We start from the raw sequence: 26932 nt of genomic DNA, 5'->3' as shown, positions 1-26932 counted from the left end.
AGGATTAATGAAAAATGATAATTTACTCCGAGATCAAATAAACATCTTTTGAAAGCCTGTTATGAGTACGAAAAAAAATAAGCATTTGCAAAACTGGATAGACCATTCCCCCGAAATTTCATCAAAGGATGTGGAAGCCCTTTGGAACCTTAGCGGGGGGTATAAATCAGGATACCAACCTGATGTGGAAGGCGGTCTTTCCAGCTTAAAAAGCAGGATGCATAAACCCGAAAAAACGTCAAAAGTAGTTTCTATCACCTCCTCTCGCCGTTACTTTTTGCGGGCAGCCGCTGCCATCGCTTTGATTTTGACGGTGGCTATTGGCTGGAAGACGATTTTTCAGGATCATTCCCTTTCTGATATTACAGCTTTTAATGAGCAAAAAGACATTTTCCTGCAGGATGGGACTATCGTAACCCTGAATCAAAACAGTCAACTTGACTATCCGGAATCATTTGATGGAAAAACGCGGGTGGTTAAACTTACCGGAGAGGCCTATTTTAAAGTGGCTCACAACCCGGCTCAGCCTTTTGTTATTGAAACACAGGAATCCAGGGTTCAGGTTTTGGGCACCTCCTTTAATCTTAGAGCTTATCCCGGTGAAAATTTTACAGAGGTGGAAGTTGAAACAGGAAAGGTGGAGTTCAAGCCTAAGGGGAGTAGTAAAAGTATCCAGCTTACTGCCAGGGAAAAAGGGATTTATAACCACGGTCAAAAACTGGAAAAACGCCCGGCGCCCTTTACGAATGCCCAGGCATGGCGCACGGGAGAATTGGTTTTTAAAGAATTGCCCCTGATAGAGGCAGTATCCTTGATCCAAAGAAAATTCAAAGTTGAGATTGAGTTGCCTGTTGAACTGAACCAGTGTACTTTTACCTCTAACTTTGATGCTCAAACCAGCATTGAAGAAGTTTTTGAGGCCATTAAAAAAATTCTCCCGGTTGAGATCATGGAAAAATCAACAGGAAGGTACTTAATTTCCGGAAAGGCCTGTCGGTAATTTTTGGCTTGCTTACTGATACTAATTTATTGGTTTTCAACAATATTTCTAATAATGTTGACCGCATGGTAGCGGGAGTTCTCAATGAATAATGAATTGGTATTCATTCCGCCGCAAACAACCCCTGCCAAATAAATATTTTTAATGTTGGTTTCAAAAGTCTCCGGATGGTGGGCCGGCTTTCTGTCGTCATTGTAGCATTCAATTCCAAGGGATTGTAAAAATGAAAAATCGGGAACATATCCGGTCATCGCAAGAACGAAGTCATTTTCTATTACTTTCAGCCCTTCGGGGGTTTCAATTTCTACCGTTCCGGGAGTTATCCTTTTTAGCTTTGAATTGAAATAGGCTTTAATACTCCCTTCTTTTATCCTGTTCTCAATATCTGGTTTAACCCAATATTTTACTCTTTTTCCAATGGTGTCTTCCCTGATGATCATGGTGACTTCGGCCCCTTTACGAAAAGTCTCCAATGCCACGTCCACTGCCGAATTGGCGCCACCCACTACGACAATTTTCTGCCGGTAGTAGGGGTGGGGTTCATCGTAGTAATGGAGCACTTTGGGAAGATTCTCCCCTTCAATCCCCATAAGATTCGGCAGCCCGTAAAATCCGGTGGCTACAATGATATTTTTAGTTTTATGCTTATTTTTTATGGTCTCTATGTCAAAACCACCGTCTTGCCTGGTCACCCTAATTACTTCTTCATAAAGATTCAATTTAAGGTTCCAGTGGTCAGCCACCCGCCTGTAATACTCTAAGGCTTCCGAACGGGTAGGTTTATGACCATGAGAAACAAAAGGTACATTTCCGATTTCCAACAGTTCTGAGGTGGAAAAAAAGGTCATGTTTTTAGGGTAATTATACATCGCATTGACCAGGCATCCTTTTTCAATGATGGTGTAGGTCAGCCCTGCTTTTTTTGCTTCTATTGCGCAAGCCAGTCCTATAGGGCCGGCACCAATAATAATCAGGTCATATATTTTCGGATCCATAAAATAGGTTTATTGAATAACAACACAAAAATAAAAATGGCAGTTAAATTCACTCGAATTAACTGCCATTTTACACAAAATATTGAAATGAAGGTTACATGTCTTTTAACTCATTGGCTAATTTAGACAGTGTTGCCTTCGCATCTCCAAAGAGCATTCTGTTTTTGTCGTGGAAGAACAATGGATTCTGAATACCTGCATAACCGGCACTCATACTACGTTTGAGCACGATAACGTGTTTGGCGTTCCAAACTTCGAGTACAGGCATACCGTAAATAGGACTTCCCGGGTCGTCGAGTGCTGCAGGGTTGACTACATCGTTCGCACCGACAATAATTGCAAAATCAGCGGTCTTCAAGGCGGAGTTAGTAGCCTCGAGGTCGAGCAGTTTGTCGTAAGGAACATCAGCTTCGGCCAGCAATACGTTCATGTGGCCTGGCATACGTCCGGCAACGGGGTGAATCCCGTATCTTACTTCCACGCCGTTGGCGGTTAACAGATCTTCCACTTCTTTACATACTTTCTGCGCCTGAGCTACGGCAAGTCCGTATCCCGGAACAATCACCACGGATTGGGAATAGAATAATTGGATGGCAGCATCGGAAAGGGAAACTTCTTTGGCAACCTGTTCTCCGTCAGCCCCTTTGGAACTGGCCCCTCCACCTCCAAAACCACCGATCAGTACATTGAGCAGAGAACGGTTCATCGCTTCACACATTAAAACCGTAAGAATGGTTCCTGATGCCCCCACAAGGATCCCCCCGACGAGCATGATATTGTTTCCATAAATTAAACCCGCGGCGGCGGCTGAAATCCCTGAAAAGGAATTCAACAGGGAGATAACTACCGGCATATCCGCCCCCCCGATTGGGATAACAAAGGATGCACCATAAATTAAAGACAACAATAGAAAGATGATTCCTAAGGTGACTCCTGCAGTTCCGCCCAAGGTGAACATGTAAATTCCAAAAGCCAAAATGATAAGAAGCAGAACATTGTTGACCATGCTGTGCATTGGCAATAATAGTTTATTGTCTCCCAACAGGCCCTGTAATTTGGCATAAGCCAGCATACTACCGGTAAAGGTCACGCCCCCGATTAAAATAGTACTAAGCAGGATAGCCAGGGGGCCGCTGCTTATCGAATTGCCGCCTTTATACACCAGCATTAATTCTACGGAGGCGAGTAATACGGCACAAGCTCCACCAAGGCCGTTAAAAACGGAAACCATTTGAGGCATATCCGTCATTTTTACTTTTTTGGCAGCAAAAGCTCCGATGATGCCCCCAACGACCATACCGCCGAGAATCCATCCGTAGTTATTGCTTGCACCGGCCATAGGAGCCAGCATGGCGGACAAAATTGCCAGTCCCATACCTATTCCTGCCAGGATGTTTCCCCTTCTTGCTGTGTCAGGAGAACTCAGGAGACGAAGGCCCCATACAAAACCTACCGCTCCGACTAAATATCCTAAGTTTATAAAAAAATCGTAAGCCATTTTCTTTTTTTTCTTGTTGAGTTAATCCCCAATGTTGAATTGAGTCATATTTATTTCCCTAAAAGATGCGGGACTGAATTGAGTGCGTTTATTTTTTCTTCTTTTTAAACATCTCCAGCATTCTGTCCGTTACCACAAAACCACCCATAACATTAATCATTCCGAGGACGACTCCGAAAAAGCCCAATCCAAGCGAGAAATAGTCAGTGGGATCTGCCTGTCTGACCAGCAGAATTGCTCCTATGATAACCACTCCGCTAATGGCATTTGCTCCTGACATCAGAGGCGTATGAAGAACCGTAGGTACTTTGGAGATAACCTCAAATCCGAGGATGATCGTGAAGATCAACAGATAGAGCAGGATGAGGTTTGTATTAAAAAACTGATAAAACGTATCCATATCTTAATTGATTGGTAATTATTAAATTAGGAAAAAAGACTGATCGGGCCGATTAAGCTTCTGCTGGTTCTGTGAACCATGCCCCTCTGATGATTTCATTTCCCTTATCCAGATGCAACGCCCCGTCTTTGATCAGTATTTTTACGAAATTGAGAACGTTGGTACTGTAGAGGAAACTGGCATCTTCAGGCATTTTAGAAGCGAGGCTTGAATTACCGATGATGGTTACGCCATTTATCTTCACCACTTCTTTGTCTTTACTGCCTTCGACATTGCCGCCTGTTGAAGAAGCCAGATCGACAATGACAGCGCCTTTTTTCATTTTTCCAATGGTCTCCTTTGGAATCAGGATAGGTGCTTTTCTACCCCGAACCTGGGCCGTTGTGATAATGATGTCGGCTTTGGACGCTCTCAACTGCACTTCTGCGCGTTGTCTTTGGAGGAATTCCTCTGATTGTTGAACAGCATAACCGCCCGCGCTGGTATCGTCTTTGGCACCTTCTACTTCAACAAATTTTGCACCAAGGCTTTCTACTTCTTCCTTGGCGGCCAAACGTGTGTCAGAGGCTTCCACAATGGCACCCAGTCTTCTTGCCGTGGCAATAGCCTGGAGGCCTGCAACCCCTGCACCGAGTATTAAAACCCTTGAAGGTTTAATACTTCCTGCGGCAGTAATCATCATAGGCAGGAATCTCGGCAGGTAGGTCGCCGCTTCCAGTACGGCCCTGTAACCGGCGACCGAAGCCATCGATGACAGTACGTCCATTGCCTGAGCCAGGGAGGTCCGGGGGATCATATCCATGCTAAGGCCATTAAGGCCCATGGACTGCAGTTTACCGGTGATCTCTTTGTCGAGGAACGGTTCGAATTGAGCAATAATGGTTCTGCCTTTCGGCACCATCTTTAATTCTTCATCGCTTAACGGATCTATGCTGAGTAAAAGGTCAGCATGCTGGATGATCTCTCCGCGAGAGGTTACGGTAGCGTGCTCTGCATAATCAGCGTCTGAATGCATTGCACCTTCTCCGGCTCCTGTTTCTATTAAAATTTCAATTCCAAGATCTTTGAATTTTGATAGACTTTGTGGAACCAGAGCTACGCGATTGTCGTTTTGTTCTTTTAATACTCCGAGTTTCATTAATTCTGATTTGTCGGCGAATTTAAATAAAAAAAATTAAAAAAAAAGGAAATTTTCTTTCAAGAAGTAATTATTTAAAAAACAATAATATATAACACCTTTTTTCAAAAATTATGGTGATTTTTGTCTCCGTTCGATATCCGACCTTAATAGATTTTAAGTATTGGATTTTTTCTGTATACTTGTTCATCGGATCCAAGATACTTAATATTTACTGAGCCTAAGTTAAATTATCCCCTTTTAGGGCCGAAAATATCAACAAAGTAATATCGAAATGTTTAAAAGAATATTCCTTGAAGAGCGAAAGGTGCTAATTGCCATCGTATTGAATACGATCGTAATTTTTACCATGTATTTTCCGATTTTCAAAGGGAGCCAGATCCTTGAATGGGTGGATCATTTTTTTATCCTTTTTTTTACCATGGAAGCCCTTGTGAAAATAAGAGAGTATGGAAGAAAAAACTACTTTGCCAATGGCTGGAATATTTTTGATTTTATCCTGGTGGTTGGGAGTCTTCCTTCTTTGTTGATGCTTTTTTTCCCATTGCCGGATACCTCAATTGTAATGATACTTCGTATTTTCAGGTTGGTGAGGATCATGCGTTTTATCCGCTTTGTCCCGGACGTGCAAAAAGTAGTCACAGGTTTGGGACGTGCGATGAAAGCCTCTGTTTTTGTTTTTGTGGCCTTATTGATTTTGGATTTACTGTTGGCGGTAATTACCTGTCATTTTTATGGAGAGGTGGTGCCGGAATATTTTGAAAACCCGATATTGTCGGCTTATTCTATCTTTCAAATGTTTACCATTGAAGGATGGAACGAAATTCCTCTTTTGATTTCAGAAAGATTGGATAATGAAATTTTGATGGGAATGACTCGGGCTTATTTTGTGATGGTAGTACTGACAGGGGGGATTTTCGGGATGTCCCTGGCGAATGCTGTATTTGTAGATGAAATGACCATGGACAATAATGCAGAACTCGAAAATAAAATTGAAGCCTTGGAAACCAAGATCGACTTATTATTGGAAATGAGTAAAGAGAAAAACAAATGATATTTATCGTTTATGACCTTGAAGCTACCTGTTGGGAAGGCCGGCCGCCGGGAAAGATACAGGAAATCATAGAGATCGGCGCCATAAAAGTAAACCGCTACGGTGAATTGCTTGATAGCTTCTGCAAGTTCGTAAAACCTGTGCTCAGTCCAAATTTGTCTTTATTTTGCCGGCAATTGACGGGGATTGAACAGGAACGGGTGGACCGGGCCGCAACATTTCCTGATGTAGTGGAAGCCTTCCAGGAATGGATCGATATTTTCGACGAAGATTATACTTTGTGTTCCTGGGGAAGTTTTGATAAAAAGATGTTGATTCAGGATTGTAATTTGCACGATCTTGATTCTGATTGGACCGCACCTCATCTCAATGTTAAGCAACAGTACCAGGAAATCAAAGGGCTGCACCGCAGCAGAGGATTAAAATCTGCCGTTGAAAAAGAAGGGTTTGACTTCACAGGAGAACACCACCGGGGCATTGATGATGCGAGAAACCTGGCCAAAATATTTGTCAAATATTTGGATGGCTGGTATTATTAAACGGCACCCAATAAGTCCAGAAATTCATCTTTTCTGGAATCGGTAATTGGTAAAAAACTGTTGTCACTTAGTTTAACAGTCATTTTTTTCTGTCGCCTTAATTCTAAAATATGATTGAGATTAACCAGATCCTTTCTGTTGATTCTATAAAAATTTAAATCGGATAAGAGTTGATCATAAATGCCTAATGTTTTAGAAACAATATGTTTTTCTCCTGTTGTCATGTGAAAAATGGTGTAATTCCCATCTGCTTCACAATGTATAATATTTTTTATTTCTACAAAAACCAGGCCTGTCCTGGAGGGCAGGCTGAGCATTTTAGATTTATTGTTCATGTTTTCTATGAGCAATCTGTATTTTTCCCGGCTGGATATATCCTTTTTTTTATCGGCTACTTTTGAAATTGCCAGACGAAGTTCCTCAAGATCAATCGGTTTTAAAAGATAATCGATGGCAGAGAGTTTAAAGGCCTTGATGGCATATTGATTGTGTGCAGTGGTGAAAATAATCTCAAAAGATGCATCCGGAAAATAATCCAATAGCTGAAAACCATTTTTTTCAGGAAGGTCAATGTCGAGAAATACAATATCGGGCTTCACTTTTTGGATCAACTTAATGCTTTCATCAACTGTCCCGGCTATGCCTGAAACTTCAATACCATCGCAGAAGTCATTCAGCATATTTTTAAGTGTATTCTGACTACTTATCTCGTCTTCAACGATTACGGATTTTAATGTATTCATTATGCAGTAGTATTTAAGTGTTAAATTACAACCTCCACCTTTGTGCCACAAGGTTGTCCATTCTGGTGCAAGTCAGTAATTTTAAAATAAGGTTCGTGTTTAAATTCCGGGTGATTTTGATGAAATATGTCAAGCCGTTCCCTGGTTGTTTTAAGACCGGAAGACTTGTGGTTACCAGATTTCCATTGGTTAATTTCTGCTGTTTTTGTCCTGCCAACACCGTTGTCGATGATGGTGCATTTTAAATAATTACCTGCTTTCTTAAAAAGGATTGATAGTTTTTTTTCATCTTTTTTATGAAACAAACCATGTTTGAAAGCATTTTCAATGACAGGTTGAATGAGTAGAGGAAGGACGTAATAATCATCCATCTGTTGTTCGATTTCGTCTGAGATTTTTAGTTCAATTTCAACCTCATGGCTAAAACGTAAACTTTCAAGGGCGAGGTATATTTTAAGAAACTCTAATTCTTCCTCCAATGATATTTTTTTCTTGCCGGATTGCTCAAAAACCATTCTGATCAGACGAGCGAATTTGGAAAGGTAGTTCATAGCACTTTCTCTATCATTAGTGGTCAGAAACTGCTGAATAGCATTTAGAGAATTAAAGATGAAGTGCGGGTTCATTTGGGTTTGAAGCGCAAGCATAGATAATTCATTGACTTTTTTATCAAATTGCTGTTGCATGATTTCGCGCTTTCTGATGTTTTTATACCTTAAGTGTAGTAAAAACCATCCAAAGCCGACCAAGCCTGTTATGGCAGAAATTCGGAACCACCATGTTGCCCACCAGGGAGGAGCAATAAAGATTTTGATGGATGCAGGGGTTGCACTTTTTGTGCCATCTTCATTTACGGCAATAACATTAAAGGTGTAATTTCCTGGATTTAAACCAGGGAACCGGGCAAAACGGGCCTCTGTGCTGGTCCACGAACTGTCAATACCTAGCATTTGGTATTCATAGCTCAGATTTCCTCTTGAGCGATATCCAAGGCCTAAAAAATCAATCTGAAGATTATTCTGATTGTATTTAAAGTCGTAATGATCGAGTAGGGTAGAATTCTTGTCATGAATGGAAATATTAGTGATGTAAACTGGAGGAGGCGAAGTATTTTTTGCTATACTGTTTTTGGGGAACGAAAATAACCCTTTTGGCGTTCCTACCCAGACAATGCCATTTAGTACAGCAACAGATAGAATATCCTGAGAAGACAAACCATCGAATTTATCAATGCAATCAAAAGTTTCCTTTTGGATATCCAATCTGAAGAGACCAGCGGCTGTTCCTATCCAAAGATGTTGGTCGTCGTCAAACAAAGTGTTACAGGTATTGGACTGAAGGAAATTAGATGAAGTATACTTGTTTTTTACGGAATTAGCTTTAATACGGATCAGGCCATCGGTACTGGTGGCTACCCAAATTGAGGAATCTTTGGTTTGAATAATATCTGAAACACTGTATGGGATTTGTTCTCCTTTTTCAAGGAATGGAGCAGTCTTTCCCTCGTTGTAAATAAAAAGCCCCCGAGTGCTTCCTATCCAGATATCACCATTAAATGACTTGCATAACGCATAACACCTCTCATCTACCATTTTTTCATAATCGTCAAAAAAAATGTTTTCTGCAAAATTTGAAGAGTCAAGGGGTATTTTTTTTGTATTGAAATTATTGGCTATCCAAATAAAATTGTCTTCATCTATTAATATATCTTTAACGGCTATGCTTTTTACAACTCTGTGATATTTTGTTGCAAGTATTTTATCTTTATAAAATAAGCCATTGTCAGTCCCAAAAAATATTTTGTCCTTCAGTAGAATTTTAGCGACGCGCCCGGAGGTAGCAGGTAAAGAAATATTATGAATAACTTTGCCTGTTTTATTGTCAACAATACTAATTAATCCTTCGTTCTGGCCAATGAAAAGATGTTTTCGCTCTAAATCGGGGGTTATTGAATAAATGGAAGTTATGTCATCCGGTGGATTAATTTTAATAATATCCATGGATGGTACAATGATGACCCCTTGGGTATCCGTAGCAAACCAATAATTTCCTTCCTTGTCTTTGAAAAAATTATTCAGGCAAATATTTTGAAATAAATGTTTTTTCAATTGAAATTGCTCACCAAATTGAACAATATTTAATCCTCCTTTTGTTAAATACCAAATTTCATCTCCAAAAAAATGGACTTGATTTATCATTTGGGAAAAGACCAGCGTTGAAATTTTATCAGAATTTTGGTTTTTGTAATGAACTTTATTCCCAAGGTGAACAAAAAGCGTTCCATTAAATTCATAAAAAGAGCTTCTCGAGGTAATTCCCAGGGATTTATTTTGTGTTTGAATGAAATCTGAAAAGTTAACTTCACTGATACCATTTTCATCAATGCGAAAACTATTATTATTTTCAAAGGCTGAATCGTAGATATAGACAAAATCTATTCCATTTTCCTTTAAGTAGGTAAAACGCTCTCCTTGATTTTCCGGTAAGAGGATAATACCTTTGATATCATTTTTAGGCAAATTACCCTCCAAAGATATCAAACCAAGAGTAGTAGTGCCTGGTTTGTTTTTATTCCTTAAATTGAGTATTAATTTATCCTTTGAAATAATATAGGATTCAAACACATTATTTGCCCTCAATTCGTTACCCCAAAAATAATGAGTAGAGTCATTTTCAATATAAAAAAGTTGGTGGGATAAATCACTGTACCATATTCTTCCAAAATTATCCTTAGTTACCGTTACAATTTCGTTGTCTTTTTGGGCGGCATGCCTGTAGGGTTTAAATTCTACTCCATCATATCTCACAAGGCCGTTGGAAGTTCCCATCCAGATAAAGCCAAAGGTGTCCTGCAGCATTTGATAAACAGTCATACTAGGCAACCCTTCCTCATCCGTAAGCTGCCAATAGACGGGATCCTGAGCCTGAATATGATTGGAATAAATCCCACAAAACAGGCTAAAAGCCAAAACATACCATTTAAAAAAATGAATAGGTTGTTTTAGTGGCATATTGAAATTACTTAATGGAAGGTAAAATTAGTAAAAGATGCCATTTGTTCACTCATTCAGGGTAACAATTCACACTTTATCCGGCAGGGCTTCACTCATTCTGGTTGTTTATAGTTTTTATTCTGACTAAATTTGGAAGAATCAAGGATTCAAAAAGAATTTATTATCGCTGAAAATATTTTTTCACTGATAATAATGCCCAGAGAACAAATGAAAACTGTGCGAAAGCACTAAAGACTAAACCTTGGAACCAGATGATATTTTTATTACGCGCTGAATTTTTTTCAGACAAGTAAGGGGCAATACTTTTCAAAAAGTTTTTGCCTTTTTTTTTTTTAACCAATAAAAAAAGGTTCACAGCCCATTCCGAGCTATGAACCTTTTGGTTCTTAATAAACCTTTCGTTTTAAAACATCTCCGTTCCTGCAAAGTGAAAACTGCCTTCAATGACAGCATTTTCATCAGAGTCAGAACCGTGGACAGCATTTTCACCGATGCTCTTCGCAAAAAGGGCACGGATGGTGCCTGGCGCTGCTTCAGCAGGATTTGTGGCCCCGATTAAGGTTCTGAAATCCTCCACTGCATTGTCTTTTTCCAGGATTGCAGCAACAATAGGTCCTGAAGACATGAACTCCACCAGTTCTCCGTAAAAAGGACGGGCTTTGTGGACCGCATAAAACTCACCGGCTTTCTGGGTAGAAAGATGGGTCAGTTTCATGGCGACAATTCTGAAACCGCCTTCATTGATTTTTGCGAGAATCGCACCGATATGCCCGGCTTTTACAGCATCGGGTTTGATCATTGTAAATGTTCTGTTTCCAGCCATTTTGTATATATTTTTTTCTGGTTTTAAAAAGCGGTGCAAAGGTAATCAAGCAGAAGAAAATTTTAATACTTTAAAGTTATTAATTCTAAATTAATTCTTTTTTTTGCCCTAATTGAGGATAGTTTGTATCTATAACAAGATACTGGGCAGGCATTTACCTCTTTTTAGGAGGATGAGATCTGCCGGGGTCAAAAATTTTCAATAAAGTCAATTTTGCTTTCTTCATTATTTTTGAGAACTTCGCACCTTCATTAAATACGCAGATGGAAAATCTCAAACAATTAAAAGAATTGCTCAACATGCCCAGGGATATTGTAATCGTATCCCACCGCAATCCGGATGGGGATGCTATCGGTTCTTCCCTCGCACTCTTTCATTACTTGAAGCAGTATGGCCATGTGATCAAAATTTTGGTTCCCTCCGAATATCCGGATGCTTTTTCGTGGATGCCAAATATTGATGATATCATCATTTTTGATTCAGATCCTGATAGATCGGAAGAGGTGGTCAAAAAAGCTGAGTTGGTTTTCTGCCTCGATTTTAATTCCCTGGATCGTATCGACAGGCTTGGGGAAATGATCGCCGCCAATAAACATTGTAAAATTGCGATGATCGATCACCATTTGTATCCGGAACCTTTTTCAGATTTTACCCTTTCAGATGAAACGGCCAGTTCCACCTCTGAACTCATTTTTGATTTTATCGAGATGCTGGGAGACAAGGCCGGGCTGAATAAAACAATAGGAGAGAGCATTTTTACGGGGATTCTTACCGACACAGGCTCCTTTAAATACAGCACCTCCCCAAAATTATTCAGGATCGTAGCGGAATTACTTGAGTTAGGGGTGGATGATTATTTGTTGCAGGATCTTATTTTTAATACAAGGAAAGAAAAGGAGCTGAGATTGTTGGGTTTCTGTCTGTATCATCGTATGGAGGTATTGCCGGAGCATAACGCTGCTTTGATCACTTTGACCAAAGAAGATTATGTCGAATTTGATATTCAACGTGGTGACACGGAAGGGGTGGTCAACTTTTTGCTTACCATGAAAAACATCAATATTGCCGCTTTTATTACCGAACAACCTAAAATCGTCAAAATCTCCCTTCGCTCCAAAGGAGATATCAGTGTACAACAAATTGCTACCAAGTATTTTAAAGGAGGAGGACACAAAAATGCCGCTGGGGGGTTTGCCTACAATACGCTTCCCACAACGGTAAAGCGTTTTAAAGAAGCATTAGCTGAAATGGAATCCCTGGCCAACGACAAGTAACGCCCCTGTTTCCTTAAAGGAATTGATTATTTTTTTAAATATATTAAGTAAAATGAAATTCAGATTATTATTTTTTCTGAGCCTTTTCTTGATGATTTGGGCTTGTGGGAACGAAGGGGAGGAAGCCACCGTCACTCCTGCCGGGTATAAATATGTGATGCATACCCAAAATGAAGGGGCAAAAGCCAATCCGGGCGATTACGTTTATTTCCATGCTCAAACACGTAACGGCGACAAAGTGATGAATTCCAGCCGCCAGAGCGGGCGTGGCACCAGGCCTTTTCTGCAAATTACGAGTGAGACTCCGGCAAATCAACAGATTTCTCCTGTACAGGAACTTTTAAGGATTATGAGTGTTGGAGATAGTGTAACCATTTACATTCCTTTGGATACCCTTTTGCCGGAACAAAAGCCAGTGGGATTCAAGGATGCAGATTTTATGTTGTATGATATGGTAATGCTTGAAATCAAAACTCAGGAGCAATTCCAGGCCGCTAAGGAGGAACAGAGGGTCGCAGGTTTGGCAAAGGTGGCCGAAACCAAGGCTCGTTTCGGGGAAGTTAAGGCATTGGCAGAGGACGACCTCAACCGGCTTAAATCAGGAGCACTTGACAAAGACCTGATCGTGACTGAAAGTGGGTTGAAGTTGTATTTTCATGAAAAAACAGATAAAGACTTACCGCCTCCGGGCGTTTTTGTTAAAGCACAATATGTTGGGATGCTGATGGACGGAACTATTTTCGATAACTCTTTTCAAAGGGGAGAAGCCATTTCATTTCAACTGGGGCAAGGTGGTGTGATTCCCGGATGGGAAGAAGCATTTTTGCTAATCCCTGAAGGTTCAAAAGCGCTGATATTTATTCCCTATAATTTAGCTTACGGGGCTTCAGGGAACCCACCGGTAATCCCGGAGAAATCGGATTTGGTATTTTATATTGAATTAGAAAAAGTAAATTAATCAATCATGACTTCAGATCAATTGAAGGAATTAAAACGCCGTTTGGCTTTGCTGGGGAGGTATCTTTGACATCCCTGAACGCAAAATTCAAATAGAAGAAAAAGAGCAACTGTCGCTCAACCCGGACTTTTGGAACGATTCAAAGGAAGCGGAGCGTATTCTTAAAGAATTAAAGGGGCATAAGAATTGGGTCGCCAAATACGAGGCTGTTGAAGCCTATATTGATGATGCCGAGATCTTATACGATTATTACAAAGAAGGCGAAGCTACCGAAGAAGAAGTTGAGGCTCAATACGAAAAAGCAGTCGAAACTTTGGATGATGCTGAATTCCGGTCTACCCTGAATCGTCCCGAGGACGAATTAGGAGTGATTCTGGAGGTAAATGCCGGCGCAGGAGGAACTGAAGCCTGCGATTGGGCTGCCATGCTGCTGCGTATGTACATTCGTTATGGGGAAAGGCAGGGATTTAAAGTGTCCACTTTAAATATCCAGGATGGGGATGTGGCCGGTATTAAATCCGGTGAGATCGAAATTGAAGGTGATTTTGCTTATGGCCTGCTTAAAGGAGAGAATGGTGTTCACCGGCTGGTAAGGATAAGTCCGTTTAACTCACAGGGCAAAAGAATGACCTCCTTTGCTTCTGTTTTCGTGCATCCGAGAATTGATTCTACTATTGAGGTGGAGATCAATCCCGCAGACCTCAGCTGGGATACATTCCGGTCGAGTGGAGCAGGTGGACAGCATGTCAATAAAACAGAATCAGCCGTGAGGGTTCGACATATTCCCTCAGGGATTGTAGTGGAATGCCAAAAGGAACGTTCCCAGCATATGAACAGGGAACATGCCCTGACCATGTTGAAATCCAGGTTATACGAAAAAGAGCTGGAAAAACAACGCGAAGAGCGGGATGTCGTCGAATCCGGGAAAATGAAAAACGAATGGGGATCACAGATTCGATCCTATGTTCTGGATGACCGCTGGGTTAAAGACCTTCGGACGGGCTATAAGCTGACCAATCCGGACAAAGTGCTCGACGGAGAAATTGAAGGGTTCCTGAAAGCCCTGCTCATGCATCACGAAGAATAATGTTTTCAGTAACAAGAAATCATGAGTCATCCCGAATTTCATCTAATCAGATTAAATTCGGGATTTTTCTTTTACAAAAGAAATAAACCGCAAAATTTAGAAGTGTTTGGGTCGTGGGTTAGGTGTTTTGCGACAAAAAATGACTTTTTTCCAAAACCCAAACCTTTTGCCCACTCACTTTTATACCTGCCTTCCTGCGTCTGCAGGCAGGTTTTAAATTCCTTGTTTTACACCTGCCTTCCTGCGTCAGCAGGCAGGTTTTACATTTAAAAAATACTTCAAATAATCAAAAAATTTCTATTTCAGACAGTTTTTGAAAATTCGGGATGAACTGTGTTCATCTCCAAATTTTTTTCGGAAAATCAGAAAATTTTATTTGGCAAAATAATGTTTTAGTCTGTATTCCGGATCAAATTTTTGTCCAGTTATAGCTATAGTGAAAGCGATTTTCAGCAACTTATTGGCCACCGCAATCATGGCTACTTTAAATGGTTTTTTCTTTGCAATATAGAGTCTTTCAAATAGTTCCTTACATACAGGGTTAAACCTTTTGGCACTTAAAGCACATTCATAAAGTAACTTTCGAAGATAGGATGACCCTAACTTGCAGATGTGTGAAGCTCCCTTAACACTTACTCCTGACTCGTATGTCCGAGGAGCTAACCCCACATAGGCTATCAAAGCTTTATATGATCCAAACTTGGTAAAGCCTCCAGTTATTAGGATTAAGGTGGCTACCGTTTTGGGACCTAAACCGGGAATTGATCGTAAAGAAGCCTCTAATTCTTTGTAATGTTCTTTAATGCTATTATTGATAAGGCATTGTATTTCTTGTAAATGTTTCTCTAATTTTACTATTTGGCACTTTATTATTTCAAGGGCTTCTTTACTGGGGTCTGGTACAAGTTCAAAGTTTTTTTGTTGATTGATTAATGCCGTCTTTTGTTTTGTTAATTGTGCAGAAACTGTCATTAACTGTTGAAGTTGTCTTAAATGTGTCGGTGGAGCTGTCCAACTTTCAGGCTTAAATACTTGGCCATACTGGGCAATAACATAAGCATCTACCCTATCTGTTTTTGCCCTCTTGAGATTCAATCGAGAAAAATACTTTACACGCAAAGGGTTGACTACACTAACACGTTTATCATGCTCAACTAAATATAATGCCAACCCTACATGATAAGATCCCGTTGCTTCTATTATGCATAAGTCCTGATCACTAAGGTTTTTAGCAAACTTTTGCCAACCTTGAGCATCATTATTAAAACGGCTTTCTTCTAATAGAGCCCCTTGTGATAAAACGCAGACATCAAAACTATCTTTTGATATGTCAATTCCTACAAAACGATCAGATTGTTTCATACTAAATCGGTAAATTTGTGTTGATAAAATAACTTCTGTTATGCCTCATCTATCTTACTCAGGCTTTTTGCCTAACAAACTGTCCGAGGTGAAACAGAGAAAAGGAAGCGGGACTGGCTATCCCGAACTGTCTTAATGACAAATGACTCATTATAGTCTTATGCCGCTTCCTTATTTTTTCATTTCAAATTTACCAAATTTAATTTCCTGCCCCTAAGGTAAGATGACTCATGTTCTGCCTTTTAATTACCCGAAACGACCAATCTTTTGGTCAGTATTTCCTGTCCGTTTTTCAATTGTAACTGATAAACGCCCTGAGGAAGTTCTAGGTCAAATGGTATTTTTTCTTTACCCGTTTTTTGATTGAGTATCAATTTCCCGTCCATCCCGATCAGGCTCAGTTCAGCATTTTCCATATTGTGCCGGACATAAAAATTTCCTTTTGAAGGATTTGGAAAAACTTCCATTCTTGAGGAGATATTAACCTCTTCAGTACCTACCATCAGGTCAGTGATATTTACATTATCCAAAAAGAAATTATTGCCCCACCCATTGATGGCCACAAACCGGATATTTACTATTGATCCTGTAAAATCACTCAGGTCGAGCATGTTATCAACGGACCATTCGGAACAATCCCCGGGTTGCCACCAGTCCGATTGATCCTCTATTGTAGTCAGGTCTGTGCCAAAGGCATAATAAAGCTCCGACCAGGATTGTCCGCAGTCTGTTGAAATATCCACTCTGAACCCGTCTTCATACCCTGACCCCCATCTTGCATAGGCATAATCATAATGAAGGATGGCTACCTTCATATTGGTCAGGTCAATATTCGGCGTAATGAGTTCCGCTTCATGATTGGGTTGATTGATATTAAAATGATCGACGTACATACATTGGGTGGGGGCACAATCAACACCGGTGTTGATGTCGATAACATTCCAGTTAAAAGAGTTATTGGCATTGTATAAAATCCAGTATTCATCGAGGCCGGCTTCAAAATCTTCTGAAAAATCAGGAGCTTCAACGTGGTCTTCAAAGTGGATAAAATCGGTATAGGCCTGGCTGCTGGTTCCAAATTCGTCGGTAACCACCAAAGAGACCGCATAACTACCCGGGATATCGTAAGTCACCACAGGGTTTTGTTCTGTTGAAGTTTCGGGAATTCCGCCGGGGAAAGACCATGACCAGGTGGCACTATTTCCGTCAAGTACCGAATGATCTACAAATTGTACAGTGTTGTCAAAACAATTCAACCTGGTCTTGTCCACCGAAATTTGCGCCATCGGATTCGAATGCTCGTACAGTTCGACCTCATAAACACTCCTGTTCGTTGCATTCCGTAGCTGGTTGCCCCAGTAGTAGGGAACCAGTTTTGTTGAGAATGTGTTCAGGGGCAGATTGGCATTGAACAACTCCCAATCTGAAAGCGTGTTGTTTTTGTAATAAACAGCCCTCCTTGTTCCAAGATAAACGCCACCATCAGTTCCTTTTTGATGGACAATATTGGTAATGGCTTCTCCGTCGAGGACAGGCGTGGTAATATTGAGCCAGGTGGTCCCACCGTTTGTCGATTGGTAAACCCGGTGGCCATCTAAGTTGGTATCTCCATATTGTGAAGTACGTGCCGCCCAGATGATGTCGGGATTATTACTGCTTACAGAAATATCCCAGGGCACCCATTCATTGCCGTTGAGCAAGGAAGAAGGCGGGGTTATTTCTGTCCAGGAGTTTCCGCCATCATTGCTTCTCCATATTTTTTTGGCATCCCACCATCCGGCATAAGTTACAACATAAATCGTTTGAGGATCGCCCCAGGGAATTTCTATTGAAGTGACCTTGGCCCCAAAGTCGTGTATGGTTTCAAATGTTTTCCCGTTATTGGTCGTTTTGACCAATTCGGTTTCATGTCCTGTGTAAATGGTATTGTAGAATCGTGGGTCAAACGTCATATCACTCGATTCTCCTACGATATATGAGCTGTTTGGCAGCAGATCAAACTCAAAATATCCGAAATCAGCTTCCCTGTTTCCGGTTAAAATACGTCCCTCCCGATCATCGTAAGCCAGGCGATTGTTTCCGAAGTTGACAAACCCCCTTACCCCGTCTCCGCCACCGGTACAGATCCAGCCATTGATATAAGTATCCTCATCTTTGAGCAGGGTGCCATTGTGGTAGGCACCTCCAAGCATGATATTTCCATGAAAACCGGCACCAAATCCCCAAAAATCACTTCCCGCAATGCCTGCCATTTTCTTGGTGAAATGGCTACCATCGTCAGTAGAAATAAATATTCCTCCGTCACAGGCGGCCCAGATTTCATCTTCGTAATACCGGATATCGTGAATATCGGCATGAACATATCCCGGTTCAGCAGGTTCAGACCATTTGGCAGGGCAGGTAAAAGTATATCCGCCGTCGTTGGAGATCCATTGATTGACTCCTGCCACATGGACCTTGTCGGCATTTTCCGGATCAACGGCCAGAGCAAGGTCATAATAATATTGCCCGCCGTCATCCAGGCCGTTTTTGTCCCATCCCATCATATTGATGTTGTCTTCGGCGGGTTCTCCTCCGGGCTGTTCACCACAGCAACGGAAGCTCCAATTGTCTCCGGCGTCTTCACTGACATAAATGCCATAGAGTCCGCTCCCTCCATTAACAGAACCTGTTGCAAGGGCATAAATCCTATTCGAATCGGCAGGGGTAACCGCAATTTCAACTCTCTTTTGTTCAGCGCCTTCCGGGGGGAATGGCCATCCATTGTTGGCTATTGTGGCGAAGGTGATGCCCCCATCCACGGATTTATAGAATTCAGTTTTATTGTCAACCTGTTTAATGGTATAGATAATGTTGGGATTAGCCGGGTGAAATTCGATTTCCTGGAAACTGCCTGTCATGATGGTTTCCCACTGTTCACCAGCATTAGTGGTTTTAAATAGCCCCTGGTTGGAGGAAAGAAAAAGGACTTCATGGTTTTCCGGGTGAGTAACAATGTCGTTGATGTCATGATTGCTGCCCAGTGTGGATGTTCCCATAATCACCCATGAATTGCCTCCGTTGGTGGTTTTACAAAGACTTCCTGAAGCTCCGAAATATACGACGTTGGGATTGGTTGGATCGATTTCTATGGACTTAATGCCTCCAATCAAGATATTCTGCGTCAGTAAGGTCCAGTTTTCTCCGCCGTCTGTGCTTTTCCACATACCTGCCGTAGCTGTTCCTGCATAAAGAACATCATGATTGGAAAATGCTCTTTCAACGGTGTAAACATGGGCGGCTCCCGGCGCATAACTTCTCCCGGCCGCTTCTATGTCAAAGTCGAAGGGACCAATACATTCCCATTCGGAAGTAGGGGATTTTAATTGTTGCAACGCTAAAGACCTGCTCAGATAATCATCAATATTTTCTTTGTTTTTTCTCGGTTGATCTTTTCCATAGGGGAGGAGGATGTCGGATCTTGATATAGACCTAAGCCATCTTTTATAATACTGAGTATGCTTGTTTTTGATGAACTCATGTTGATTGTAATAAGCTGTGTAGGCTTTAATAACCTCTTCAGGATCCTCAGGATTGTTATACATCATTTGTACCCACACCGGAGCATTTTGCCTGATCTCATATTGCTGCTCAAGTTGGGCATTTAAAGAAATTACAAACAATAGGGAAAGTAAAGTAAAAAAGAAGACCTTTTTCATTGAAACCATATTTTTAGATTAGAGGAGCCAAGGTAACCATTCGAATAATAAAATTAATTCTCCAATGTGATTTATGTAATTTGGCGTACATGAATAGGGGAAAAAATGCTTACCTTGGCCTAAATTGTTTCACCAGCAAAGACCATATTTTGAAGATTGATAACGACCGGCGTTATTTCCGCTTAATGCAATTCGGTGTTTTTTTTATTTTCCTGGGAAGAGCCTGGCAACATTGGTTTTATGAGGCTCCTTATCGGGAATTGTTATGGGACCAGGGCCGGATGGAATGGATTATTCATAAATTCTTGGGGCTCACCTGGACCGAGTGGGTGACTAATCCTCAGTATGACGCTGGCATCACTTCTTTTATTAACGGTATGGGCATTTTTTATCTACTCTGTGCCTTGAGTGTTCTTGGCGTGAAAAAATATCCGAAAATTACCTCCCCTTTTATTATCACCGGCGGCATCAGTCTTATCTTCCTTGCCGGGTTATATTTTAAACAAAAGCTTTATACTCCCGGAGAATTCATTGAATATACCCTGCAGTTTTCCTCGCCTTTTATTTTATGGCACCTCGTTAAATCAGGAGGACTTACGCCGCGATTGGTTATGGCCTTAAAAATAGCGGTGGCGCTGACCTTTGTAGGACACGGATTGTATGCTGTCAATTATTACCCAAGGCCTGCCAATTTTCTGGTCATGTGCATGAACATTCTTCCCATCAATGAAGATCAGGCTGCAAATTTTTTGTCGGTGGTTGGGACACTTGATTTTATTTCGGTCCTCCTCATTTTCCTGCCTTTCAGGAAGGCGGTTTTGGTCGGATTGATCTACGCCTCTATTTGGGGGGTGGCCACGGCGCTGGCTCGCCCCTGGGCATATTTTTATTGGATCTATTGGGAAGATAGTTTACACAGGTGGTTATTTGAAGCGGCTTTCAGGCTTATTCATGGTTTAGGTCCTTTCGTGTTGCTTTTGTATTATTGGAAAGGAAATCCGGCCGGGAAATCTATCGATACTATACATCCTGGCACCGATGAAATAAGTCATCCCAAACTTTGACGTTGGGCAAAATTCGGGATGACATTGTGTTCATCTTTCTTTTTTTTTAATCTTAAACCTCTTCCTCTTTTTCGGGTTGAGGGCAGCACCGGTATTCCTGGGATTTTTCCAGCAATTCGATCTGCTTTTTCAATAAGTCATTTTCGAGTTGCTTGCGTTCGAGGTCCAGGTTGATTTTTTTGGCCAATTCTGGTTCACATACACAACATTCATCAAGACAGGATTTAACCAAAAGTCCTGGGGTAGGCAGGCTGGTAATATTGGTGAAGGAAAGTTCTGCCTTCACTTCTTCGCTGATTTTCCTGGTGCTCTTATCTAATAACCCGGTAGCAATAAGATCTTCGTCCACTTGTTTCAAAGCTTGTTTTCTCATTGCTTCATCCAAATTTCCTGTGGAAGCAGAGGGTTGAGCAAATAAGGCTGCAGGAGAAAAAGCCAAAGAGGAGGTATTTAATCCTGAAACCGCGTTCAGTTTGAAATTTTCGCTGACCCTTGCCCGCTCTTCTATTTCAACTCGTTTCGGATTGTCTGCGGGGATGACGGAAGGCATTATAGAGATTTCCCCCTTTGATACGACAGGTCTGTTGGAAACGGTTGCATCTCCAACACTGTCCAAAACCCTTCTTTTGATCGAAACGATTTTAAAGCTCACACGCTGTTTTACATTGATCTGATGGAAAAAATAAGTTACCGCATGGCATTGATTTGGATTGGAAAATGAACGGGAAGAAGCTTCAAAATGATTTTCTGTTTCTCCCTCGGCATGGTTGCGGGTTTGCACCTCCCCGACGGAAACACTACTTGAGGCGGCGGTGGCTTCTACAGAGCGGCTGTGGGAGGCTTCAGCATGGCTGCTCAATTCTCTGATAAAATCCATGGAAGAGGAAGCATTGAAATTTCCCTTTACATTGATGGATGCTCCCGATAGAAAACTCTGAATGGCTCCACTGGTAGACCCTGTAGTAGAAAAATCTGAATGTGATGCTGAATTTGAATTTCCACGATCTGTAATGTTGAGGTCAGACATCATTTTGTCCATTGAGGCCATGTAGTACTGTGATTCATGGGTTTGTTCATTACGGTAACTCAGGTTGGTTTCCTGGTCAAAACTAAAACGGGTTCGGCGGTCGGTGGTGAAAAGGTTGACTTTTTCTCCCGGGAAGAGGGTCGTGCTGTAAGCGAGTTTGCCTAATTCGAGGCCTTCACTGCATTTTTCGAGCCTGGCATGAATAAGCACCTCAACCGGAACTCTTTGGTTGCCGACCTGTGTGAAATTGACCAGGCGATAATGGAAGTCCAATACATTACATTCCTTTCCTTTTTCAATTTCGGGGCAACATCCTGTTGATTTTTCTGTGATTTCATTTTTTAAATTACTCATCATGTTATGTTTTTAAGGGTTAACCTGATCTTCGAAAGATCTTTATGGAAGATCCACCAAGTCTTCAGGAAAATGTTTTTATCATGGGTTGATCCCCTGAAAATGCTAAGGGTTACTGAAATTCTATTTTTTTTGAACTTCATTTCTAAGTATTCACAAAACTTATTATCTTGCTTGCATGCAAGGAATCCTGCTAAACATAAAAAATGGCATTGACCAAATTAACGAGCAGATTGGCCGCCTTACGTCCTGGTTGACCGCACTTTTGGTGCTGCTTGTCTGTTATGATGTCTTTACCCGGTACATGATGAATGAAACGAGGGCATGGGTCATGGAGCTGGAGTGGCATTTGTTTGCATTGATCTTTTTGCTGGGGGCTGCTTACGCATTAAAGCATGATAAACATGTGCGGGTCGACCTATTTTATGCCGATTTTTCCAAAAAAGATAAAGCATGGGTCAATTTGCTCGGTGGGATTTTGTTCCTGGTTCCCTGGTGCCTGATGGTCATTTACTGGTCCTTTGATTATGCAAATTTATCCTTGTCTGTCAGGGAAGGATCTCCCGACCCGGGAGGACTGCCCGCGAGGTATATCATCAAATTTGTAGTCCCCCTTGGAATAGGTCTTTTATTATTACAGGGAATTTCCAGTATCATTTCTTCAATATTTGTCCTTAAGGATTGGAATCACTCGTCTATTTCAGGAGAGGATTGATAGAAAATTCTTCCCAGGCTCTTTTTTTCTTAAGAACTTACCCAACGTTCAACAATGAACCCAAAGTTTTTTACAAACACTTTTATTAATTTAGTCCTTAAACTTTAGACTTTAATGTTATGATAAATAAAATGAAAAAATGGCTTGGTATCGAGGGGGTGAAAATGGAGCTTATGCTGCCTGAAGAAATAGCGGAAATAGATGAGGTTGTTAAAGGCCAGGCGGTCTTTCAATCGATGAATCCCCAGACGGTTACGGGAATTAGTTTTGTTTTAATAGAGAAATATGTCAGGGGGAGAGGAAAAGACAAACTCATCGACGAATATGAATTGGGCAAACTCGAACTGCAAATTGAATTTGAGGTGCCGGCTGACGAGTTGGTTGAAGTTGACTTTGAATTACCCTTTAAGGTGGCTCATTCTGAAGTTGAAACCTTTGGGAAAAAGAATTTTATATACGGGGGCATTTCCAGGTTGGCCAAACTGGCCCATGGCGCAAAATCCACCTATCGCGTAGAGGCGGAAGCTACTGTTAAAGGGGTTGCCCTGAGCCCTTTTGATAAGGTTGAAATTATAATAAAATAGGATTGCGATTTCGTAATTAAGCACTTTTATTATCTATTTTCTTCGTTCTATTTCTATTTTTAAATGAAACTTTCACTCTATTTTTTTTACCTTTAAGCCCATGAGTGAAGAGATAAAAAAGTTCAAAAAATTACTCGTTGCGAACCGTGGCGAGATTGCTATTCGTGTACTTCGCGCCGCGTCAGAGTTGAATATTACCACCGTAGCTATTTATACGTATGAGGATCGGTTTTCCCAGCACAGGTATAAAGCCGATGAAGCTTATCATATCGGTGCGAAGGACGAACCGCTAAAGCCATATCTTGATGTAGAAGAGATTCTTCGGGTAGCGAAACTCAATAAAATTGATGCGATTCATCCTGGATATGGATTTTTAAGTGAAAATACCACCTTTGCCCGTCGATGCGATGAGGAAGGGATTGTTTTTATTGGTCCTTCTGCATCAATTATGGACAAAGTGGGGGATAAGGTGGCTGCCAAGAACCTGGCCAGGAGTGTTAATGTTCCGCTTATTGAAGATAGTCATATTGATCTGGTAGATGAAGAAACAGCCTTATCTGAAGCCCGGAGAATTGGTTTTCCGGTAATGATCAAGGCCGTGGCGGGTGGCGGTGGACGCGGAATGAGGGTGGTGAGAAAGGAGGAAGAATTTATCACAGAACTCCATGAAGCAAAAGGAGAAGCCAAAACGGCCTTCGGTAACGATACTATTTTTATTGAAAAATTTATTGACCGGCCCAAACACATTGAGGTACAGATCCTGGCTGACAAACATGGAAACCTGGTGCATCTTTTCGAAAGGGATTGTTCGGTACAGCGTCGTTTTCAGAAGGTAGTGGAGATGGCGCCTTGCCTCACTTTACCCCAGGAAGTCAAGGAAAAGTTGTACGATTATGCCACCCGGCTGACTCGCGAAGCGGGATATACCCATGCAGGCACCGTAGAGTTTCTGGTCGATGCGGATAATAATATCTTTTTCATCGAGGTTAATCCTAGAATACAGGTAGAGCATACCGTGACAGAAGCGGTCACTGGTATTGATATTGTGCGTACCCAGATATTGATTGCTGAAGGGTACAAATTAACGGATCCAACCATTCGTATTTATTCGCAGGATGATTTGCATTTGAGCGGGGTGGCCATTCAATGCAGGATAACCACCGAGGATCCCGAAAATGATTTTAAGCCTGATTACGGCAGCCTTATAGCTTATAGGAGCGCAGCTGGTATGGGGATACGATTGGATGCAGGAAGTGCTTATCCGGGCGCCAAAATCTCTCCTTTCTTTGACAGTTTATTGGTTAAAGTGACTGCTTGGGGGCGCACATTGGATGGTGCTTCCCAGCGGATGCACCGCGCTCTGCGGGAATTCCGGATACGGGGCGTCAAAACGAATATGCCCTTTTTGCTCAATTTGCTGGAAAATGAAGAATTCCGCTCCGGTAAGGTAACTGTTAATTTTATTAAGGATCATCCTGAATTGCAGGTAGGTCGTGGATGGCAGGATCGTTCCACCAAAATGTTGCGCTACCTGGCAGAAGTGATCGTCAATGACAATCCCACTGTTAAACACAAGGATGATTCAATCGTTTTTCAAAGATCAGTAGTGCCGTCCTTTGATCCTGATTTACCTTATCCTAAGGGAATGCGGGACACGCTAAAGGAACTGGGACCTGAAGCCTTTGCCCGGCATCTTAAATCAATAAAATCAATTCAATATACCGATACCACCTTCCGGGATGCTCACCAGTCCTTGCTGGCTACAAGAATGAGAACCTTTGACCTGGCAAGAGTTGCAGAAAGCTTTGCCCGGCATCATGGGGGCGAAATATTTTCCATGGAGGTTTGGGGCGGTGCCACTTTTGATGTCGCCATGAGATTTTTGAAAGAGGATCCGTGGAAACGTCTGGCGTTATTCAGACAGGCCATGCCCAATGTGATTTTGCAAATGTTGCTGAGAGGGTCTAATGCAGTCGGGTACACCGCTTATCCGGATAACCTGGTAGTTAAGTTCATTGAGCAGGCGTCAGAGACAGGCATCGACCTGTTCCGCATTTTTGATTCCCTCAATTGGGTGGAAGCGATGAAAACAAGTATTAAGGCCGTCAGGGAACGAACAGATTCTATCGCGGAAGCCTGTATTTGTTATTCCGGGGATATCACTAATCCGGAACTGACCAAATTTACCCTGCAATATTATCTTGACCTGGCCAGACGACTGGAGGACGAAGGGGCGCATATCATTTCGATAAAGGATATGGCGGGGCTTTTGAAGCCTCTGGCAGCCGAAACGCTGATCACGGAATTAAAGAAAGTCATCGATGCCCCTATTCATCTGCATACCCATGATACATCTTCCATCCAGGCGGCAACCTATCTCAGGGCAATTGAGGCCGGCGTAGATGTGGTTGACGTGGCTTTGAGTTCGATGTCAGGATTGACTTCCCAGCCTAATTTTAATTCTATTGTTGGAATGATGAAGGGACATCCACGGGAACAAAAAGTGGACTTACATTCCCTAAATGCTTTCTCAACCTATTGGGAGACCGTCAGAAGGTATTATTATCCTTTTGAAACGGAATTGAGGGCTGGAACGGCTGAGGTTTATGACCATGAAATTCCAGGAGGACAATATTCCAACCTAAGGCCACAGGCTCGGGCATTGGGACTTGAAGAAAAATTTGAGACCATCAAGGAAAATTACACGATCGCGAATGAATTATTCGGGAATTTGATCAAAGTAACTCCGTCTTCCAAAGTGGTTGGCGATATGGCCATGTTCATGACTACAAATAATTTGTCAAAAGAAGATGTATATGCGAAGGGACATACACTATCATTCCCTGATAGCGTAAAAGCCCTTATGCGCGGTGACCTGGGGCAGATTGACGGAGGCTTTCCCAAAGATATCCAAAAGATCATTCTTCGGGATGAAAAACCTTATACTGAAAGACCTAACGCTCATATGGAGCCTATCGATTTCGACAAGGAGTTTCCCGAATTTCTGAAACAATTCGGAAATGATTTTTCCATGAGGGATTTTCTTTCTTATAAACTCTATCCAAAAGTTTTTGAAGAATTTATCGCTCACAAACAGAAGTACGGAAGCGTAAGTGTTCTGCCTACTCCGGCTTTCTTTTATGGATTAAAACCCAACGAAGAAATCATCGTTACCCTTGGTCAGGGAAAAAATACGGTCATTAAGTACCTGAATATTACCGAACCCGACGAATTAGGCCAAAGGTTGGTATTTTTTCAACTCAATGGCCAGATGCGCTCTATTCCGGTTCGCGATAATAATATACATACTGAACATATTATTCATCCGAAAGCGACAGGAGAAAAACAACTTGGTGCGCCTTTGCAGGGGAGTTTATCCAGGATTTTGGTGCACGTAGGGGATGAGGTAAATATTAATACCCCTTTATTTACGATTGAAGCCATGAAAATGGAAAGTACAATTACGTCCACTTTTGCCGGCATAGTCAAACGCATTCATTTATCTGAAAAAACTCTTGTAGAGCAGGATGACCTGATTATTGAGTTTGAATGATTTTAGATTGCTTAATTTTGTGAATACAAACAAAAAGCCTTACATTAATCAT

Annotated in this window: 20 protein-coding genes; 10 read left to right on the top strand and 10 right to left on the bottom strand. The window is 41.5% G+C overall.

Features of this window, described 5'->3' with window-relative positions; all coding sequences use genetic code 11:
- Positions 1-61 precede the first annotated feature (61 nt).
- Positions 62-1000, top strand: coding sequence for a FecR domain-containing protein (locus tag H6571_02920; GenBank protein MCB9322669.1), 939 nt, complete (start codon positions 62-64; stop codon positions 998-1000).
- Positions 1001-1026: 26 nt separating this feature from the next.
- Here the strand turns inward: H6571_02920 and ypdA are convergent, their stop codons facing one another.
- The 4 genes from ypdA to H6571_02900 all read right to left on the bottom strand — a co-directional run bounded on the left by ypdA (position 1027) and on the right by H6571_02900 (position 5031).
- Entirely contained in the window at positions 1027-1995 is a 969-nt protein-coding gene (gene ypdA, locus H6571_02915) for a YpdA family putative bacillithiol disulfide reductase (protein MCB9322668.1), read from the bottom strand.
- Between the two features lie 94 nt (positions 1996-2089).
- On the bottom strand, positions 2090-3493 hold the full coding sequence (locus H6571_02910; GenBank protein MCB9322667.1) for an NAD(P)(+) transhydrogenase (Re/Si-specific) subunit beta: 1404 nt from the start codon (positions 3491-3493) through the stop codon (positions 2090-2092).
- An 88-nt stretch (positions 3494-3581) separates the two neighbouring features.
- The gene (locus tag H6571_02905) at positions 3582-3893 is read right to left on the bottom strand and encodes an NAD(P) transhydrogenase subunit alpha (GenBank protein ID MCB9322666.1); all 312 of its coding nucleotides are present in this window, start codon (positions 3891-3893) and stop codon (positions 3582-3584) included.
- A 52-nt stretch (positions 3894-3945) separates the two neighbouring features.
- The gene (locus H6571_02900) at positions 3946-5031 is read right to left on the bottom strand and encodes an NAD(P) transhydrogenase subunit alpha (GenBank protein ID MCB9322665.1); all 1086 of its coding nucleotides are present in this window, start codon (positions 5029-5031) and stop codon (positions 3946-3948) included.
- Between the two features lie 274 nt (positions 5032-5305).
- Between H6571_02900 and H6571_02895 the strand changes: the two genes are divergently transcribed.
- Together H6571_02895 and H6571_02890 are read left to right on the top strand one after the other, a co-directional pair.
- The gene (locus tag H6571_02895; protein MCB9322664.1) at positions 5306-6085 is read left to right on the top strand and encodes an ion transporter; all 780 of its coding nucleotides are present in this window, start codon (positions 5306-5308) and stop codon (positions 6083-6085) included.
- Complete coding sequence (locus H6571_02890) at positions 6082-6624, top strand: exonuclease domain-containing protein (protein MCB9322663.1); 543 nt, start codon at positions 6082-6084, stop codon at positions 6622-6624. Before H6571_02895 ends, H6571_02890 begins: the two co-directional genes overlap by 4 nt.
- Here the strand turns inward: H6571_02890 and H6571_02885 are convergent.
- The 3 genes from H6571_02885 to H6571_02875 form a co-directional block, all read right to left on the bottom strand.
- Positions 6621-7367: a response regulator transcription factor gene (locus tag H6571_02885; protein ID MCB9322662.1), complete on the bottom strand. Its 747-nt coding sequence runs from the start codon at positions 7365-7367 to the stop codon at positions 6621-6623. The genes H6571_02890 and H6571_02885 overlap by 4 nt on opposite strands.
- 20 nt (positions 7368-7387) lie before the next feature.
- Positions 7388-10378 (bottom strand): histidine kinase, encoded by a 2991-nt coding sequence (locus H6571_02880; protein ID MCB9322661.1) that lies wholly within the window; start codon positions 10376-10378, stop codon positions 7388-7390.
- 406 nt (positions 10379-10784) lie between these two features.
- Complete coding sequence (locus tag H6571_02875) at positions 10785-11204, bottom strand: nucleoside-diphosphate kinase (protein ID MCB9322660.1); 420 nt, start codon at positions 11202-11204, stop codon at positions 10785-10787.
- A gap of 263 nt (positions 11205-11467) precedes the next feature.
- Here H6571_02875 and H6571_02870 point away from each other — a divergent pair, with 263 nt between their 5' ends.
- The 3 genes from H6571_02870 to prfB all read left to right on the top strand — a co-directional run bounded on the left by H6571_02870 (position 11468) and on the right by prfB (position 14523).
- Positions 11468-12478 carry a bifunctional oligoribonuclease/PAP phosphatase NrnA gene (locus H6571_02870; protein ID MCB9322659.1) on the top strand — a complete coding sequence of 337 codons (1011 nt, stop codon included), beginning with the start codon at positions 11468-11470 and terminating at the stop codon, positions 12476-12478.
- A gap of 52 nt (positions 12479-12530) precedes the next feature.
- Positions 12531-13436: an FKBP-type peptidyl-prolyl cis-trans isomerase gene (locus H6571_02865; protein ID MCB9322658.1), complete on the top strand. Its 906-nt coding sequence runs from the start codon at positions 12531-12533 to the stop codon at positions 13434-13436.
- Positions 13437-13442: 6 nt separating this feature from the next.
- A protein-coding gene (gene prfB / locus H6571_02860; protein MCB9322657.1) for a peptide chain release factor 2 occupies positions 13443-14523 on the top strand; the annotation gives its coding sequence in 2 pieces (ribosomal slippage) (positions 13443-13502 and positions 13504-14523; 1080 coding nt in all).
- A 372-nt stretch (positions 14524-14895) separates the two neighbouring features.
- On the opposite strand, the gene H6571_02855 is transcribed toward prfB, so the two are convergent.
- Entirely contained in the window at positions 14896-15885 is a 990-nt protein-coding gene (locus tag H6571_02855) for an IS110 family transposase (GenBank protein ID MCB9322656.1), read from the bottom strand.
- Between the two features lie 242 nt (positions 15886-16127).
- The gene (locus H6571_02850; protein MCB9322655.1) at positions 16128-19583 is read right to left on the bottom strand and encodes a T9SS type A sorting domain-containing protein; all 3456 of its coding nucleotides are present in this window, start codon (positions 19581-19583) and stop codon (positions 16128-16130) included.
- 149 nt (positions 19584-19732) lie between these two features.
- On the opposite strand from H6571_02850, the gene H6571_02845 reads away from it, so the two are divergent.
- Positions 19733-20647 (top strand): hypothetical protein, encoded by a 915-nt coding sequence (locus H6571_02845; GenBank protein MCB9322654.1) that lies wholly within the window; start codon positions 19733-19735, stop codon positions 20645-20647.
- 52 nt (positions 20648-20699) lie between these two features.
- Here H6571_02845 and H6571_02840 read toward each other — a convergent pair whose 3' ends face one another.
- The gene (locus tag H6571_02840) at positions 20700-22031 is read right to left on the bottom strand and encodes a hypothetical protein (protein ID MCB9322653.1); all 1332 of its coding nucleotides are present in this window, start codon (positions 22029-22031) and stop codon (positions 20700-20702) included.
- 175 nt (positions 22032-22206) lie between these two features.
- Between H6571_02840 and H6571_02835 the strand changes: the two genes are divergently transcribed.
- From H6571_02835 to H6571_02825, 3 genes are all read left to right on the top strand, one after another.
- Positions 22207-22743 carry a TRAP transporter small permease subunit gene (locus H6571_02835; protein MCB9322652.1) on the top strand — a complete coding sequence of 179 codons (537 nt, stop codon included), beginning with the start codon at positions 22207-22209 and terminating at the stop codon, positions 22741-22743.
- 119 nt (positions 22744-22862) lie between these two features.
- Positions 22863-23327 carry a sporulation protein gene (locus tag H6571_02830; GenBank protein ID MCB9322651.1) on the top strand — a complete coding sequence of 155 codons (465 nt, stop codon included), beginning with the start codon at positions 22863-22865 and terminating at the stop codon, positions 23325-23327.
- A gap of 100 nt (positions 23328-23427) precedes the next feature.
- Entirely contained in the window at positions 23428-26880 is a 3453-nt protein-coding gene (locus H6571_02825; protein MCB9322650.1) for a pyruvate carboxylase, read from the top strand.
- The last annotated feature ends 52 nt before the right edge of the window (positions 26881-26932 follow it).

The organism is Lewinellaceae bacterium (assembly GCA_020636105.1).
GTDB lineage: Bacteria > Bacteroidota > Bacteroidia > Chitinophagales > Saprospiraceae > BCD1.
The sequence above is the reverse complement of the archived record's forward strand: the minus strand, read 5'-3'. Positions and strand labels throughout refer to the sequence as shown.